This is a genomic window from Nesterenkonia halobia, from assembly GCF_039536005.1.
In the GTDB taxonomy this organism is placed as follows: domain Bacteria; phylum Actinomycetota; class Actinomycetes; order Actinomycetales; family Micrococcaceae; genus Nesterenkonia; species Nesterenkonia halobia.
The window spans coordinates 107,540-124,266 of record NZ_BAAAYG010000001.1 but is presented as its reverse complement, the minus strand read 5'-3'; the positions used below and the strand labels follow the sequence as shown (position 1 = coordinate 124,266).

Below are 16,727 nucleotides of genomic sequence, written 5' to 3'. Positions count from 1 at the left end.
CCGCGGAGTCATCGGGGGTGGAGGCGTGGAGGCGTGGAAGCCGGGCTCAGCGCAGCCGGCGGGCGCGCAGCGCGACGTCGTCGGGATGGTCGCGCTCGACGTGCTCCGGCCGGGAGCGCGGCCGCGAGTCGTGGACCTCGATCGCCCAGTCCGCGCCGAGCAGCGCGGCGACCGAGGCGGTGCCGTGGAAGTCCTGCGGATCGGGCGCCCGGGTGCTGCCCTCGCGGACGCGGCGGGCGATCGCTTCGGGATCATGGGTGACGAACAGCAGCGTGCCGCCGACGGCGACGGCGTCGGCCAGTGCGCGGACGGCCGCGGCGTCGTCGATCGGCAGCGGGACGTAGTGGACGCTGACCAGGTCATAGGCGCGCGGCGTCGGCGCCTCGACGGTGAGGTCGAGCCGCCGGAGACTGATCTGCCCGGCCAGACCGGCGTCGTCGGCGGCCTGTCTCGCGCGGTCCAGTGCCACGGCGGAGACGTCGACGCCGGTGACCTGCCAGCCGCGCTCGGCCAGCCAGATCGCGTCGCCGCCCTCGCCGCAGCCGACGTCGAGCGCATGGCCGGCCGGCAGCTCGGCGGCCTCGGCGACCAGCGCGTCGTTGGCCCGGCCGCTGAAGTACTGCTCGCGACTGCCGTACATCGCATCCCAGGTCTCCCCCTCGGGGATGACTCCGTGGGACGTGTGGGAATGGTCGTTCTTTCCCACGCTTTCCACGGAGTCATCGTGGGGGTGGGGCGGGTGCTGGGACGCGTCGTGCGGCGTGGTGTCGTGCATGGGGATCGTCCTCTCCTCGGGGCGGGACTTCTCCACTCTGCCGGGTCCGTGCCGCGTCGGCAGGACGATTTGCCGGATCGGCAAGAACCCGCCGCCGCGGGATCAGCGCGCGCGGTACTGGGCCATCAGCGGGCACTCCATCGGGTCCGAGTAGCCCAGCCCCACGCGGTGCAGGTAGCGGATCACGATGCCGTAGGACTCGAACAGCCCGGTCTCGGTGTAGGGGATCTCGCGCTCGGCGCAGAAGCGGCGCACGATCGGCCGGACCTTCCGCAGGTTCATGCTGGGCATGCGCGGGAAGAGGTGGTGCTCGATCTGGTAGTTGAGCCCGCCCATGGCCCACTCCATCGGCAGTCCGCCGCGGATGTTGCGCGAGGTCATCACCTGCCGGCGCAGGAAGTCGACCTTGGAGTCCTTCGGTATCAGCGGCATGCCCTTGTGATTCGGCGCGAAGCTGCCGCCCATGTAGACGCCGAAGACCACCAGCTGCACGGCGAGGAAGGCGATGCCCAGGCCGGGGCCCATCACCATGATCGCCAGCGCGGGGAAGCCGATCAGCCGCACCGCGATCAGCGCACCCTCCGCGCGGCGATGCTTCACCCGCTGATCCGTGAGGATCGTGTGCACCGCATGGAAGTGCAGCGAGAAGGCGAAGAGGGTCAGCAGCGGGAAGAACAGCCAGCCCTGACGGCGGGTGATCCAGCCCATGAAGCCGGTGCGTCCCTCGTTCTCGCCGGGGACGAAGACCAGCGCGCCGGTGGCGATGTCGCCGTCGCGGCCGATGGTGTTGGGGCTGGAGTGGTGGCGTCCGTGCTTGCGCGACCACCAGCCGTAGCTCAGTCCCACGCCCAGGTTGCCCACGAAGCGGGAGAACCACTCGTTGCGCCGGCCGTTGGCGAAGACCTGCTGGTGGGCCGAGTCGTGGGAGAGGAAGGCCAGCTGGGTGAACAGCACGCCGAATACGGCGGCCAGCCCGAGCTGCCACATGCTGTCGCCGAGGAGGATCATCGCCGCCAGCGCGCCGACCAGGGCGACGCCGAGGATCGCCGTGCGCAGCACGTAGCTGCCGGCCCGGCGGTCCATGAGTCCGGCGTCCTTCACCTCGCGGGCGAGGGCGGCGAAGTCGTTGGTCTGCCGATTGCGCGGGATGCTCGCGACGGGGTCGGCGCGGAGCGACTCCCGCGGGCGGTCGACGGTGCTGGTCGTGGTCATGGCCTCACCGTAGAGACGCGGTCCCGGAGGCCGCGTCCCGCCCCGGAGCCAGATGGACCCCCTACTTCAGTAGGGGGGCCATCGCGGGCGCCGCCGACGACGCCGCCCGGGTCAGAGCCTGATCAGAGCCGGCTCGGCCCCGTCCCCAGCCCCGGCCCGGGGCGCCACAGTCCGGCTCAGCGCGAGGTCGTCGTCTCGCGTCGGGCCAGGCTGCCGGCCATGTCCTCGCGGCTCCAGCACTCCAGGTTCGTCAGCTCGGGCAGGTCCTCGTCGACGAAGATCGGGTCCAGCCCGCGCTTCTTCTGGTCCTCGAAGTGGCGCAGCAGCTTGCAGGCCTTGCCGCCGAGCAGGGTGATGGCGACCAGGTTGCACATCGCGATGATCACCATCGTCACTCCGGCGATGGCCCAGGCCAGGTCCACGGTGATGACCGAGCCGAGGAAGACCACGGCGGTCAGCACCAGAGCGAAGCTCTTGCGCACGCCCTCTCCGGAGGAGATGAACAGGATGTTCGCCTCGCCGTAGGAATAGTTGCCCAGCACGGAGGTGAAGGCCACCAGGAAGATGATCACCGCCAGGGCGACGGCGCCGAAGGTGCCGAAGTTCGACTCCAGCGCCCCCTGGGTGAGTTCGGCTCCGAGGTTCGCGTCCGCCGCGACGGGATCCTCATAGGTGAAGAGGATGATGAAGGCGGTCACCGAGCAGATGATCAGCGTGTCCAGGTAGACGCCCAGCGTCTGCACCAGACCCTGCTTGGCCGGATGGGAGACGTCGGCGGTGGCGGCGACGTTGGGCACCGAGCCCATGCCGGCCTCGTTGGAGAACATGCCGCGCTGCACGCCGGCCATGATCACCGCACCGAAGGCGCCTCCGGCCGCCGAGCGGAAGTCGAAGGCATCGCCGAAGATCTGGCCGAGCACCCGCGGCAGCTCCTCGATGTTCAGGATCACCACGACCAGGCCGAGCAGGATGTAGAGCATGGCCATCAGCGGGACCACGTTCTGCGCCACGCGGGCGACGCTGCGCAGGCCGGCGACGACGATCACGCCGGTCAGCAGGGTCAGCACGATGGCCAGGCCCCAGGTGAGGCCGGTGGTGTTCTCCGCGCCCATCGATTCGGCGGCGCCGGTGACGGCGTCGACGATGGTGTTGGCCTGCAGCGAGGTGAAGGACAGTGCGAAGCAGAAGATGAAGATCACCGCGAAGACGATGCCTCCGGAGCGCGAGCCCAGCCCCTGCTGGATGTAGTAGGCCGGGCCGCCCTTGAACGTGTCGAAGCGCTTGCGCTTGTAGAGCTGGGCGAGGGTGGACTCGACGAAGGAGGCTGCGGAGTTGAAGATCGCCATCACCCACATCCAGAACACCGCACCCGGCCCGCCGAGGGTGATCGCGCCGGCGACGCCGGCGATGTTGCCGGTGCCCACGCGGGCCGAGGCGGTGATCGTGAAGGCCTGGAAGGCCGAGAGCGACCGGGCCCGTCCGGACTCGTCGCGTTCGGCCTTCTCGACGATCGACCGGAACATGCCGGGGATGTGGCGCAGCTGCACCACGCGGGTCCGGATCGTCAGATAGATCCCGACGCCGATGATGACCCAGATGCCGAGCCAGTCCCAGGCGATGGTCTCGATGTCTCCGATGGTCGAGAGGAGAGAGTCCATAGTCATAGTGCCCGGGAGCATACCCCGAGGTCATCGCGATCCCAGAGGTCCCGCGGCCGTCCGATGGACGCTCGTCGCGGGATCGGCTCGCCGAGCAGCGCCGCGGGATCGCGTCCATGACGCGGATCGTCGTCGTCCCTGTTGCCCCGTGAATCGTTTCACCATACAGTGATCGGTGTCACAGCAATCGATGCAGATCATGCAGATCATCGAGACCCGAGGGGGACCTCCATGCAGCACCGACGACCTGCTCGCACGACCCTGTTCGCCGGAGTCTGCGCGGCCTCGCTGGCCGTCGCCGGCCTCGGCGGCGGAGCCGCGGCGGCCGCCCCGCCGGGCAGCGCGGCGTCGACCGCCGGCGCCGGCGGCGACGTCCAGCTCGAGGAGCTGGACCGCGGCCTGGTCGCCGTCGCCGTCGAGGACGGAGTGCACCTGAGCTGGCGGCTGCTGGGGGAGGAGTCCGCCGGCAGCACCGGCCACGGAGTGAAGGGCCCGGCCTTCCACGTGCTGCGCGACGGCGAGAAGATCGCCACCGTCACCGACAGCACCGACTACCGCGACGCCGCCGGCGACGCCGCCTCGACCTACACTGTGCGCCCGGTGCGCGGCGGCGGGCCCGTCGGCGAGGCCGAGGTCTGGGCCGAGGGCCACCACGACATCCCGCTGTCCAAGCCGGCCGGCGGCACCACCCCCGCCGGCGAGGAGTACGGCTACACCGCCAACGACGTCAGCGTCGGCGACGTCACCGGCGACGGCTCCTACGAGTACGTGGTCAAGTGGGATCCCACCAACTCCAAGGACGTCTCCCAGGTCGGCTACACCGGCCCGGTGTATGTGGACACCTACACCGCCGAGGGCGAGCTGCTGAATCGCATCGACCTGGGACCGAACATCCGCGCCGGCGCGCACTACACCCAGTTCCTGGTGCAGGACTTCGACGACGACGGCACCAGCGAGATCATGCTCAAGACGGCCCCGGGTACCAGCTCCGCGGCCGCCGAGGACGGCGAGCCGGGCGAGTCCGCGCCCATCTCGCTGCCGGCCGACGACGTCGCCGCCGGGGTGACCCATGACGACGACCACCGGCTCAGCGCCGAGGAGTACTACGACCACCTGGTGGAGATGTTCCAGGCCTGGGACGAGCACCCCGAGGTGGTCGACGGCACCTGGCCGGCCACGCTGGAGGAGGCCTTCGGGATCGAGCAGCGCCACGAGTACCCGCTGACGCGCAGCGCGGCCGAGGACCTGGCCGACTACTTCGTCGACGAGTACGCGCCGTCGCGCTCGGAGCGCAACGACCTGCGCAGCTTCGAGGGCTTCGTCCTGGACGGGCCGGAGTATCTGACCGTCTTCGACGGCGCCACCGGCGCCGAGCTCGACACCGTCGACTACCAGCCGGCCCGCGGCGACGACGGGCTGATGTGGGGCGACTACGCGATGTCGCGGATCGAGCCGGGCAACCGCGTCGACCGCTTCCTCTCCGGCGTCGCCCACCTCGACGGGCAGGGCCCCTCGGCGATCTTCGCCCGCGGCTACTACACCCGCGCGGCGGTGGCCGCCTACGACTTCGACGGCGAACAGATCAGCACCCGCTGGCTCGCCGACTCCGGCCACGTGGAGATGGACAACCCCTTCGACGCCTCGCCGCACGGCAAGCCCGGTCGGAACGCCGCGCACGCCGAGCTGGCCGGGCAGGGCTTCCACACGCTGTCCACCGCCGACGTCGACGACGACGGTCGCCACGAGATCGTCTACGGCGGCGTCACGCTCGACGACGACGGCTCGCTGCTCTACTCGACCGCCGCCGAAGGGCATCCGGAGAGCGAGATCGCCGGCGAGACGGCCCCGCTCGGCCACGGCGACGCCCAGCACGTCGGCGACTTCGACCCGAACCGCGACGGACTGGAGATCTTCACCGTCCACGAGGGCAGTGAATGGGCGCCCTACGGCTACGTGATGCGCGCCGCCGAGGACGGCGAGGTGCTCTGGGGCGGCTACACCGGCGTGGACACCGGCCGCGGCATGGTCGGCGACATCGACCCGGACCGTCCCGGCTTCGAGGCCTGGACCTCCGGCTCGGACGGGCCGGACCCCACGGGGCTGTTCAGCGTCGACGGCGAGCATCTCGGCGACGCGACGCCCTCGACGAACATGTCCATCCGCTGGAGCCCGGACATGACCACCCAGCTGATCACCGGCGTCGACACCGGCGACCGGCGGCAGACCCCGGAGATCGTCGACTGGACCGACGGCACGGTGTTCTCCGCCGAGGGCACGCTGACGAACAACGGCACCAAGGGCAACCCGTCTCTGGTGGCCGATGTGCTCGGCGACTGGCGCGAAGAGATGATCGTGCGCACTGAGGACTCCTCGGCGCTGCGGCTCTACACCAGCACGGAGGACTCCGACCGGCGGCTGTACACGCTGATGCACGACCCGCAGTACCGCGCCGGAGTGGCGCGTCAGCAGACCTCCTACAACCAGCCGGCCTACACCAGCTTCCACCTGGGCTCCGACATCGACTGGAAGCAGGTGCCGCCGGGATCGGAGTGATCGGAGTGAATGGAGTGATCGGCGTCCTCGGGCGGATCACCGGCTCGCCGGTGGTGCCGCCTGCGGTCCGCGGCGGATCGGGGGCACAATGAGGTCACCCGCTCGGTGAGGAAGGTGATCCGAATGTCCGGCGACGACGCCGCATCCGCAGCTGCCCCTGTGTTCGTCCGACTGGGAGGCCATGCGTTCATGGCCGCCGTCGACGGAGTCGCTCCGCTGAACGTCGGGCTGGTCGTCGGCGCGCATCATGCCGTGTTGGTCGACCCCGGATCCGCCGACGGCGACGTCGAGCCGCTGCTGGCCGCCGTCGCCGCGATCACCGAGGCGCCGCTGACCGTGGTGTGCACCCACGGGCACGCCGACCACACCGGCGCAGTGCCCACGCTGGCCGCCCGCGGCGCGGAGATCATCGCCCACCGCGACGCCGGCGTGGCGGAGGCGACCCGCACCGTCGGCGACGAGCCGCTGCGTCTGGACCTGGGCGGCGTCGTCGTCCACGTCGAGCATCTCGGCCGCGGGCACACCGCCGCGGACCTGGTGATCGGCGTCGCCGGGGGAGAGGACTCCGGAGAGGCCGCGGGCGACGAGGTCCCGGACGTGCTGTTCTGCGGCGACCTGGTGCGCGAGGGCACCGACCCGCGCTTCCGCGATTCCTATCCGCAGGACTGGGTGCGCACGCTGGGGCGCATCCGCGCGGCGGCCGGCGAGGGTGCGATCGTCGTGCCGGGCCACGGGCGGCCTGTGGACGCCGAGTTCGTCGCCGCGATGCGCCGTCGCATGCAGCAGGGCCACCAGCTCTCCCGGGACGCGATCCGCGAGGCCGTCGGCGACGCGACCAAGGCGATCCCGATCATCCCCTACGGCCCGGAGGAGTCCCGGGAGCTGATCACCCGGATGCGCTCGGGCCACTGACCCGGGCGGGTCGCGCTCAGGCCTCGTAGAGGTGCCCGAACTGCGGCGGCACCTGATACGTCTGCTGCGTCGTGCGCAGCGGCTCGCCGGGATGGCGACGCCCCGTCTCGGCGTCGAAGAAGCTGATCCCGGCGCCGCAGAGCAGCATCCCCGGGCCCACCGGCAGCAGCGTGCCGGCGACCCAGTGCCAGCCGCTGGGGTCCTCGGCGGCCTGGCGGATCGCGTCCCAGCCGCCGGCGAAGAGCACGGCGAGCAGCGCCGCCGCAGTGAGGATGATCCCCAGGAACCAGGCCAGCCCGGCCCCGGCCCCCACCGGCGTGTGCTGCTCGGTGGTCAGCGTGTTCCAGGACTCGCCCAGCCGCATCACCAGCCAGCCGCCGAGCAGTCCCCAGATCGCGACCACCAGATATGCGGCGATGATGTCGGAGGCGAAGTGCCCGGTCAGGAAGATCGCGGCGCCGGAGACGACGGCGAGCAGCCCGGTGAACAGCCCGACGATCGGGCGCTGCCGCGGACCGACCACCAGGAACACGGCGACGGCGGCTCCGGCGGCGAGCGTGGCGTGGCCCGAGGGGAAGGACGTCACGTCCGGGGCCCACCACCATTCGTGCATGGCGGCGTTCGACATCGGCATCCCCTCGGGCTCGTGCCGGACGAGCAGCGTCTTCATCGCCTGGGTGGTGATGTTCGCGCCCAGGAAGGTGCCCAGGGCGATCCCCGCGGCGGCGAAGCGGCGGCGCGCCAGCACGGTGACCACGAAGATCAGTCCGGCGAGCGCCAGCACCGCCAGCGGCACGGAGCTGAGCAGGTCGAAGAGCGTGGACTCCTGCATCGGGCCGACGGTGATGGCGGCGTAGCGCGATTCCAGCAGAGCCTGCTCCAGCCAGCGCCCGTCCGTCGAGCGCAGGAAGAACTCGTGCACGGCCAGCAGGACCAGGGCGCAGACGACGACGCCGGCGGCCCAGAGCCAGGTGCGGCGGGCCGGCGTGCGCGGGCGAGGGGAGTGCGCGTCGGACATGTCCTCAGTATCTCAGCTCCTCACCGCCGACAGGCCGATCGGCGGCGCCTCGCGGGTCGGTCGCAGGCGTCGCGCCGGCTCCCCGCGCGCTGAGTGGCCACTCCTGACGGGATCTCCGCCGGAGAGACCGATCACACCGCGCGAGATGCCGTCAGAGATGACCACTCGATGAGGCGGGCGGCGGGGTGAGCGGGGGCCGAGGGGGCCGGGAGGCGGGGTGAGCGGGCGCCGACGGGCCGGGCGGCGTCGGCGACGTCCTGACGCAGGACACCTAGACTCGGGGCATGTCCGAGATCCCGCCGCTGCCCGGATCCGCCGCGGACGAGCTGCTCGCCCTGCCGCCGGTCGAGGAGCTGCTCGCCTCCGCCGTCGCCGTCGCGCTGCCGATGCGCACCCGCTTCCGCGGCCAGACCGTGCGCGAGGCGATGCTGCTGCGCGGCCCGGCCGGCTGGGCCGAGTTCGCCCCCTTCGGCGAGTACGAGGCGCCGGAGACCGCCTCCTGGCTCGCCGCCGCGGTCGAGGCCGGATGGCGCGGGCTCGGCGCCGTCGGGCGGCCCCGGATCCCGATCAACGCGACGATGCCGGCCGTCGGCCCCGAGCAGGTCGAGGCGGTGCTGCGCGGCTTCGGCGACCTGGATCGCATCCCGGCGGTGAAGGTGAAAGTCGCCGAGGCGGGCCAGAGCCTCGACGACGACGTCGCCCGCCTCGCCGAAGTGCGTCGCCTGGTGCCGCGGGCGATGCTGCGCGCCGACGCCAACGGCGCCTGGACCCGGGCGCAGGCGCTGGCCGGCGCCGAGGCGCTCGCCGACGTCGCCGGAGACCGGCTGGAGTACCTCGAGCAGCCGGTGGCCGGCATCGAGCCGCTCGCCGCGCTGCGCGAGACGCTGCATCATCGCGGGATGACGGTGCCGATCGCCGCCGACGAGGCCGTGCGCAAGGCCGAGGACCCGCTGCGGGTCGCCCGGCTCGGCGCCGCCGACCTCATCGTGGTCAAAGTCGCCCCGCTCGGCGGGATCGAGCGCGCGCTGGCGGTGGTCCGCGCCTCCGGGCTCCAGGCGGTGGTCTCCTCCGCGCTGGACACCTCGATCGGCCTCGCCGCCGGCCTCGCCCTGGCCTCGCGGCTGGAGACGCCGCGGGCCTGCGGGCTGGGCACGGCCGCGCTGCTGGCCTCCGACGTCGTCGCCGCGCCGCTGATCCCCGCCGACGGCGGCCTGGACGTGCCGCAGGACGTCGACGGCGCGGCCACGGCCGCCGGCACAGTGCGCGCCCCGGCGCCGGACGAGCGCCTGCTCGCCGCCCACCGGCTCGACGCCGCCGGCCAGGCGCGCTGGCGCCGTCGGCTGCAGGCCGCGCATGCCGGTCTGGCCGGAGGCTGATCCGAGGGGCGGAGCGGACGGCGGGCGCGGACATAGGATTGGGGCCATGGATTCCTCCCGGCGGCCCTTCCGCGAATTCGACGACTCCCAGGACGCCGTCTCGCTGCGGCTGGCCCGTCGAGTGGTCCGCGGGCTGAGCCTGAGCATGCGGCACGTGGTCCTCGCCCCGGGGTCCCGCTCCGCGCCGCTGGCCTACGCGCTCGCCGAGGCCGAGGACCTCGGCGCGCTGCGGGTGCATGTGCGCATCGACGAGCGCTCGGCGGCCTTCACCGCGCTGGGGATCGCGATGGACTCGGGCGCGCCGGTCGGAGTGGTCACCACCTCCGGCACCGCGACCGGCGAACTGCTGCCGGCGATGATGGAGGCCGACCTGGCCGGGGTCCCGCTGGTCGCGATCACCGCCGACCGGCCGGAGGAGCTGCACGGCACCGGCGCCAACCAGACCACCTGGCAGCAGGGCATGTTCGCCTCCCGGGTGCGCGACGAGATCCACCTGGAGCAGTCCGAGACCCGGCTGGAGCCCGAGTCCCGCGACGACATGCTCTCCGCCGAGACCCAGGTCGCGCTGCTGATGCGGCAGGCCGTCGAGGCCCGCGGGGGCGGGCCGGGGCCGGTGCATCTGAACATCGGCTTCGCCGACCCGCTGGTGCCGCAGGATCTCGACGGCGGATCCGACCCCGCCCAGCAGCGCTGGGCGCGTCGGCCGATCCTCGACGAGTCCCAGCGCCGGCGGATGCACCGCGACGCCGGCCGGCCGCTCGAGCAGCTGCACAGCCAGGAGCTGCTCGGCCGTCTCGGCGAGGAGGAGCGGCAGGCCGCCCGCGAGCAGATCCGTCGCGGCCTGGCCGCCGCGCAGCAGCTCGACGCCGGAGTCCCCTCCGTGGTCGTGATGGGCCACGACGCTCCGCCCGAGACCTTCACCCTCGCCGCCGAGCTCGGCCAGCCGGTGCTCGCCGAGCCGACCAGCGGCGCCTTCGACGCACGCACCGCCGCCGTCGACGGCGCGGTGCCCGCCCACCGGATGCTGCTGCAGGCGCCGGAGGACGCGTCGACGGGGGAGCTGGCGCGCCGGATCCGCCGGGTCGTCGTCGCCGGACGACCGACGCTCTCCCGGCCGGTGCAGCAGCTGCTGCGCCGCGCCGACGTCGAGGTCCTCCAGTACGCGCCGGCGCCGCTGCCCTGGAGCGACGAGCGACTGCCCCGCCGGACGGAAGCCGACCTCGATGCGGTGCGCCGGTTCCTCGGCAGCGCGCCGGAGGGCTGGCGCGACGCCTGGGCGGCCGCGGGCACGACGGCGCTGCGCCGGATGCGCGCGATCCTCGAGGCCGAGCCGCGGCTGACCTCGGTGCGGACGGCGGCCGCCGTCGCCGAGCGGGTGCGGACGCCGCTGCTGCTGGGGTCGTCCTCGGTGATCCGCGACGTGGACCTGGCCGCCGACCTCGGCGGAGTGCTGGGGGCGGGGCCGGGCGCTGCGGCGATGGACGCCTCCGCCGGGCGCGGGCCGATCCGGGCGCTGCGCGGACTCTCCGGCATCGACGGCAACGTCTCGGCCGCCTCCGGGATCGCGATCGCCCGCGACCGGCGGGTCACGGCGCTGGTCGGGGACCTGACCTTCCTGCACGACCTCAACGCGCTGCTCATCCCCTCCGGGGAGCAGGCGCCCAGTGTGGACGTCGTCGTGCTCAACGACGGCGGCGGAGCGATCTTCGACCAGCTCGAGCACGGCGAGGTCGGCCGCCGGTCCGGGCGGGCGGCCCAGGTCGAGCGGCTCTTCGGCACCCCGCAGACCGCGGACCTGCAGGCCCTGGCCGCCGGCCACGGCGTCGAGCACCGGCTGGTGACGGACCTCGACCAGCTCGACGCCGCCCTGGCCCACCCGGACGACCGGGTCGGACTGCGGGTGGTCGAGGTCCGCACCGACCGGACCGGGCTGCGGGACCTGCACGCGCGGCTGGCCGCCGTCGTCGCCGACTGAGCGTCCTGCGACGCCTCATCCCCGGAGGTCAGGCCGCCGGACCTTGTCCCGTCGGCGCCTGCGGGGACATCCTCGACGCAGGACGTCCGCACCCGAGACGCACACCGTGGAGGTCAGTCATGCCCCTGTCAGCCCCCGACCCGTCCGCCGGCTCCGCGCCGCGGACCGTGGCGCAGAAGCTGCTCGCCGACCATCTGGTCGGCGGACGCATGGAGCCCGGCGAGGAGATCGCCGTCGGCATCGATCAGACGCTGACCCAGGACGCCACCGGCACGCTGGTGATGCTGGAGCTCGAGGCCCTCGGTCTGGACCGGGTGCGCACCGAGCACTCCGTGCAGTACGTGGACCACAATCTGCTGCAGACCGACGAGAAGAACCCCGAGGACCACCTCTTCCTGCAGTCGGCCGCCCGCCGCTACGGGCTCTGGTTCTCCGCGGCCGGCAACGGAGTCTCGCACCCGGTCCATCAGGCGCACTTCGGCCGGCCCGGGGCGACGATGGTCGGCTCGGACTCGCACACCTGCGCCGCCGGGGCGATGGGCATGCTGGCGATCGGCGTCGGCGGCCTGGAGGTCGCCATGGCCATGGCCGGCGATCCGCTGTACGTCTCCATGCCCGAGATCTGGGGCGTGGAGCTCACCGGCGAGCTGCCGGCCTGGACCTCGGCGAAGGACGTGATCCTGGAGATGCTGCGCCGCCACGGGGTCAAGGGCGGCTCCGGACGCATCATCGAGTACCACGGCGAGGGGCTGCGCTCGCTGACGGCGATGGACCGCCACGTCATCGCCAACATGGGCGCCGAGCTGGGGGCCACCACCAGCGTCTTCCCGGCCGACGACGAGGTCCGCCGCTTCCTCGCCGAGCGCGGCCGCGAGGATCAGTTCACCCTGCTGGTCGCCGACGACGGCGCGTCCTACGACGTCACCGAGCACATCGACCTGTCGAGTCTCGAGCCGCTGATCGCCGCGCCGTCGTCGCCCGGCAACGTCACCCCGGTCCGGGAGGTCGCCGGCGAGGAGGTCCACCAGGTCGTCGTCGGCTCCTCGGCGAACCCGGGGCTGCGGGACTTCGCCGTCGTCGCCGAGATCCTGCACGGCCGGCACGTCGACCAGCGCATCTCGCTGGACATCAATCCCACCTCCCGGGAGATCCTCGCCGACATGGTCCGCGGCGGCTGGCTGACGGATCTGATCTCCTCCGGCGGGCGCATCCACCAGTCCGGCTGCATGGGCTGCATCGGCATGGGCCAGGCTCCGGCGGTGGGGCGCAACAGCCTGCGCACCATGCCGCGGAACTTCCCCGGACGCTCCGGCACCGACGAGGACTCGGTCTGGCTGTGCTCGCCGGAGACGGCGGCGGCCTCGGCGCTGACCGGCCGCATCACCGATCCGCGCACGCTGGAGGATCAGCTCGGCCTCAGCTGCCCGGTGCCGCGGATGCCCGAGGACCCGAAGGTCGACCCGGACATGCTCATCGCCCCGCTGCCGGTCGAGGAGGCTCGTGAGGTCGAGCTGGTCAAGGGCAGCAACATCAGCACGCTGCCGGAGTTCGACCCGCTGCCCGACGCGCTGGACGTGCCGGTGCTGCTGACAGTCGGCGACGACGTCTCCACCGACGAGATCATGCCCGCCGGCTCCCGCGTGCTGCCCTACCGCAGCAACATCCCCAAGATCAGCGAGTTCGTCTACATCCAGGTCGACGACACCTACCCGGACCGCGCCTGGGCCGCCGAGGGCGGGCACGCGATCGTCGGCGGGGAGAACTACGGGCAGGGCTCCTCCCGCGAGCACGCGGTGATCGCCCCGCGGCATCTGGGGCTGCGCGTGGTCGTGGCGAAGTCCTTCGCCCGCATCCACTGGCAGAACCTGGCGAACTTCGGCGTCCTCGCCCTGGAGTGCGACGACGCCGCCTACCGGGCCGCCGCCCAGGGCGGACGGCTGCGGCTGCGCGGCATCCACGACGCCCTGCGCGCCGGCACCGAAGTGCCGGCCACAGTGGTCGGCGACGACGGCGAGCACCAGGTCACGCTGCACCATCGGCTCTCCGCGCGGCAGGTGGAGATGGTCCTCGCCGGCGGGCGGATCGCCCAGCGCGCCGCCGCGGAAGGGTGAGCCCGCGGCACCGGACAGGAGGCCCCGCCCGCGCAGTCCTTCCCGTCGCTGGGACAGATTCGGACGCTGGGGTAAGTTTCCCGGGGCGGTGCTCGTCCCCGGGCACGCCGCACCGCAGCACCCGTCCCGACGATCAGGAGCGACATGCCGCCCGACCCGCACACGGAGAACGCCGCAGACCCGGCCCAGGAGGCCGCGCGGCGGCGGACCTTCGCGATCATCAGCCACCCCGACGCCGGCAAGTCCACGCTCACCGAGTCGCTGGCCCTGCACTGCGGCGCCGTGCAGGAGGCCGGCCATATCCACGGCAAGGGAGACCGCGGCAGCACGGTCTCCGACTGGATGTCCATGGAGCAGGAGCGCGGGATCTCGGTGACCTCGGCGTCGATGCAGCTGGAGCACCGGGGGACGATCCTCAACCTGCTGGACACCCCGGGCCACGCCGACTTCTCCGAGGACACCTACCGGGTGCTCGCCGCCGTCGACGCCGCGGTCATGCTGGTCGATGCGGCCAAGGGACTCGAGCCGCAGACGATGAAGCTCTTCGCCGTCTGCCGGCATCGGGGCATCCCGATCATCACCGTGATCAACAAATGGGACCGTCCGGGCCGCGAGGCGCTGGAGCTGATGGACGAGATCCGCGAACAGACCGGACTGGAGCCGACTCCGCTGACCTGGCCGGTCGGCATCGCCGGAGAGTTCGGCGGGTTCCTGGATCGCCGCAGCGGCGAGCTCGTCACCGTCGAGCCCTCCGCCGGCGGCCGCCACCTCGCCCGCGAGCAGATCCGCACGCCCGACGAGGCCGCTGGAGCCGACGTCGACGGCTGGGAGCAGTCGGTCGAAGAGTCCGAGCTGCTGTCGGCCTCCGGGGCCGACCTGGACCGCGAGACCTTCCAGGAGGGGATCACCTCTCCGGTGCTCTTCGCCGCCGCCGTGCGGCACATCGGGGTCCCGCGCATCCTCGACGCCCTGGTCGAGCTGGCCCCGTCGCCGGCGCCCCGCCCCGACGTCGCCGGTCGGGACCGGGCGCTGGACGAGCCCTTCAGCGCGTTCACCTTCAAAGTGCAGGCCGGCATGGATCCGGCCCACCGGGACCGACTGGCCTTCATCCGCGTCTGCTCCGGCGTGTTCCGGCGCGGCATGACGGCGACGACGGCGCGGACCGGCAAACCCTTCGCGATGAAGTACGCCCATCTGTCCTTCGGCCGCGACCGGGACCTCACCGATCTGGCGTATCCGGGGGACGTCGTCGGCCTGGTCAACGCCTCGGCGCTGACCATCGGCGACACGCTCTATGAGGCGCCTCCGGTGGAGTTCCCCGGCCTGCCGCGCTTCGCCCCCGAGCACTTCGCCGTGGCCACGCCGGCCGACCGCGGCCGGACCAAGCAGTTCCGCCGCGGGATGGAGCAGCTCGAGTCCGAGGGCGTGGTCCAGGTGCTGCGCTCCGAGCGTCGCGGCGAGGAGATCCCGGTGCTGGCGGCCGTCGGCACGATGCAGTTCGACGTCGTCGAGCACCGGCTGACCCACGAGTTCCGCTCCGCCCCGCGCTGGGAGACGCTGCCGTACGGCATCGCCCGGCGCACCGACGAGGAGTCCGCCGCGGCGCTGGAGGCCATCGGCGGGGTGGAGGTGCTGCGGCGCGGCGACGGCGAGCTGCTCGCGCTCTTCCGCGACCGCTGGCACGTCCGCGGCGTGGAGCGCACCCGCGAAGGACTCACCCTGGAGCCGCTGGTCGCCGCCTGAGGGAGGAGCGAGGACCGGGGCCTTGCCGGCCCCGGTGCTCAGTCCTCGACGCCGAGCACGCCGAGCATCGGGCGCAGCTTCGCCCGGGTCTCGGCGAGTTCGGACTCCGGATCCGAGCCGGCGACGATCCCGCAGCCGGCGAAGAGCCGCACGCTGCGATCGTGGGCGCCCAGGAGCCCGCCGCGCAGCGCGATGCCGACGTCGGCGTTGCCGTGCGCGTCGATCCAGCCGACCGGACCGGTGAACGGGCCGCGGTCCAGCTGCTCCAGCGCGGCGATGAGCTCGGCCGCCGTCGCCGTCGGGGTCCCGCAGATCGCCGCCGTCGGGTGGGCCCGCTCGGCGACGGTCAGCGCCGGCGGCAGCGTGCCGTCGGCGGTGCGGCTCAGCCGGCCGGTGACGTCGGTGGAGAGGTGGTGGACGTTGGGCAGAGCGAGCACCGCCGGCGGGTTCTGCGCGCTGATCAGCTCGACCACCGGGGCCAGCTGGGCCAGCAGCGACTGCACCGCGATCTCGTGCTCGCTGCGCTGCTTGACGTCGTCGAGCAGCTGCTCGCGGGCCTCGGCGGCGGAGAGCGAGCCGTCGACGGTGCCGGCCAGCACGCGCGCGGCCAGGTCGCGGCCGCGGACGGTGACCAGCATCTCCGGAGTGGTCCCCAGCAGATCGCCGGCCAGATAGGTCCAGCAGTCGGTGTAGTCGCGGACCAGCCCGGCGAGGATCACCCCGCGCGGCATCGGGGCCTCGGCCTCGACGACGGCGTCGCGGCCGAGCACCAGCTTCTCCAGCCGGCGCTCCTCGATGGCCTCCACGCCCGCGGCCACGGCGTCGAGGTAATGCTCGGTCGGATGCGCCCCGGCGCGCAGCCGGGTGGCGGGGAACTCCGGGGAGTCCCGGGCGTCGTCGACCAGGGTCAGCGCCCCGTCCGCGCCCAGAGCCAGCCCGTGCCGGGCCAGGACGGCGGCGACGGCGTCGTCGGCGTCGACCGTGGTCACTGTGACCCAGGTGTGCCCGGCGACGTCGCCGAGGATCACCTCCGGCAGCGTCAGGTGGGAGGCGTGCGCGGAGTCCGAGGAGTAGGTCACCGAGGTGAAGACCGTCGGCCCGCAGCCCGGGATCTGCTCGAGCGCGGCCGGTCGCGGCGCCTCCTCGACGACGGCGCGGCGCTCCTCCCACCAGCGGGAGAGCTCGACGAAGCGCTGCGAGCCGGAGGCGGTCGCGCCGTCGGCGACGCCCAGCCCGACGATGCCCTCGCCGCGGCGGATCCAGCAGCCGGTCGGGGTCAGGCGCGGCAGCAGCTCGGGCAGGCGGACGCCGTCGGGGAGGGTGACCTCCCGGACGACGGAGTGCAGCGGTGGGGCTTCCATGGCGGAGAAAGTCTATCGCCGTCTCCGGGCTCG

At 72.9% G+C, this 16,727-nt stretch carries 11 protein-coding genes; 6 read left to right on the top strand and 5 right to left on the bottom strand.

Annotation, left to right across the window (positions count from 1 at the left end):
* Window positions 1-46 precede the first annotated feature (46 nt).
* The 3 genes from ABD652_RS00505 to ABD652_RS00495 form a co-directional block, all read right to left on the bottom strand.
* Window positions 47-715: an SAM-dependent methyltransferase gene (locus ABD652_RS00505; protein ID WP_344717228.1), complete on the bottom strand. Its 669-nt coding sequence runs from the start codon at window positions 713-715 to the stop codon at window positions 47-49.
* A gap of 162 nt (window positions 716-877) precedes the next feature.
* A complete protein-coding gene (locus tag ABD652_RS00500) occupies window positions 878-1,987 on the bottom strand; it encodes a fatty acid desaturase family protein (RefSeq protein WP_344717227.1) in 1,110 nt (369 codons plus the stop codon).
* A 176-nt stretch (window positions 1,988-2,163) separates the two neighbouring features.
* On the bottom strand, window positions 2,164-3,645 hold the full coding sequence (locus ABD652_RS00495; protein ID WP_344717226.1) for an alanine/glycine:cation symporter family protein: 1,482 nt from the start codon (window positions 3,643-3,645) through the stop codon (window positions 2,164-2,166).
* A 231-nt stretch (window positions 3,646-3,876) separates the two neighbouring features.
* Here ABD652_RS00495 and ABD652_RS00490 point away from each other — a divergent pair, with 231 nt between their 5' ends.
* On the top strand, window positions 3,877-6,198 hold the full coding sequence (locus tag ABD652_RS00490) for a rhamnogalacturonan lyase (RefSeq protein WP_344717225.1): 2,322 nt from the start codon (window positions 3,877-3,879) through the stop codon (window positions 6,196-6,198).
* A gap of 189 nt (window positions 6,199-6,387) precedes the next feature.
* A complete protein-coding gene (locus ABD652_RS00485; protein WP_344717224.1) occupies window positions 6,388-7,110 on the top strand; it encodes an MBL fold metallo-hydrolase in 723 nt (240 codons plus the stop codon).
* A gap of 16 nt (window positions 7,111-7,126) precedes the next feature.
* On the opposite strand, the gene ABD652_RS00480 is transcribed toward ABD652_RS00485, so the two are convergent.
* Entirely contained in the window at window positions 7,127-8,128 is a 1,002-nt protein-coding gene (locus ABD652_RS00480) for a phosphatase PAP2 family protein (RefSeq protein WP_344717223.1), read from the bottom strand.
* A 284-nt stretch (window positions 8,129-8,412) separates the two neighbouring features.
* Between ABD652_RS00480 and ABD652_RS00475 the strand changes: the two genes are divergently transcribed.
* The 4 genes from ABD652_RS00475 (at window position 8,413) to ABD652_RS00460 (ending at window position 15,333) form a co-directional block, all read left to right on the top strand.
* Window positions 8,413-9,504, top strand: coding sequence for an o-succinylbenzoate synthase (locus tag ABD652_RS00475; protein ID WP_344717222.1), 1,092 nt, complete (start codon window positions 8,413-8,415; stop codon window positions 9,502-9,504).
* 46 nt (window positions 9,505-9,550) lie between these two features.
* Entirely contained in the window at window positions 9,551-11,479 is a 1,929-nt protein-coding gene (menD, locus tag ABD652_RS00470; protein ID WP_344717221.1) for a 2-succinyl-5-enolpyruvyl-6-hydroxy-3-cyclohexene-1-carboxylic-acid synthase, read from the top strand.
* Between the two features lie 119 nt (window positions 11,480-11,598).
* Window positions 11,599-13,590, top strand: coding sequence for an aconitate hydratase (locus tag ABD652_RS00465; protein WP_344717220.1), 1,992 nt, complete (start codon window positions 11,599-11,601; stop codon window positions 13,588-13,590).
* Window positions 13,591-13,734: 144 nt separating this feature from the next.
* Window positions 13,735-15,333 carry a peptide chain release factor 3 gene (locus tag ABD652_RS00460; protein WP_344717219.1) on the top strand — a complete coding sequence of 533 codons (1,599 nt, stop codon included), beginning with the start codon at window positions 13,735-13,737 and terminating at the stop codon, window positions 15,331-15,333.
* A 38-nt stretch (window positions 15,334-15,371) separates the two neighbouring features.
* Here ABD652_RS00460 and ABD652_RS00455 read toward each other — a convergent pair whose 3' ends face one another.
* Window positions 15,372-16,694: an isochorismate synthase gene (locus ABD652_RS00455; protein ID WP_344717218.1), complete on the bottom strand. Its 1,323-nt coding sequence runs from the start codon at window positions 16,692-16,694 to the stop codon at window positions 15,372-15,374.
* Window positions 16,695-16,727: the final 33 nt, after the last annotated feature.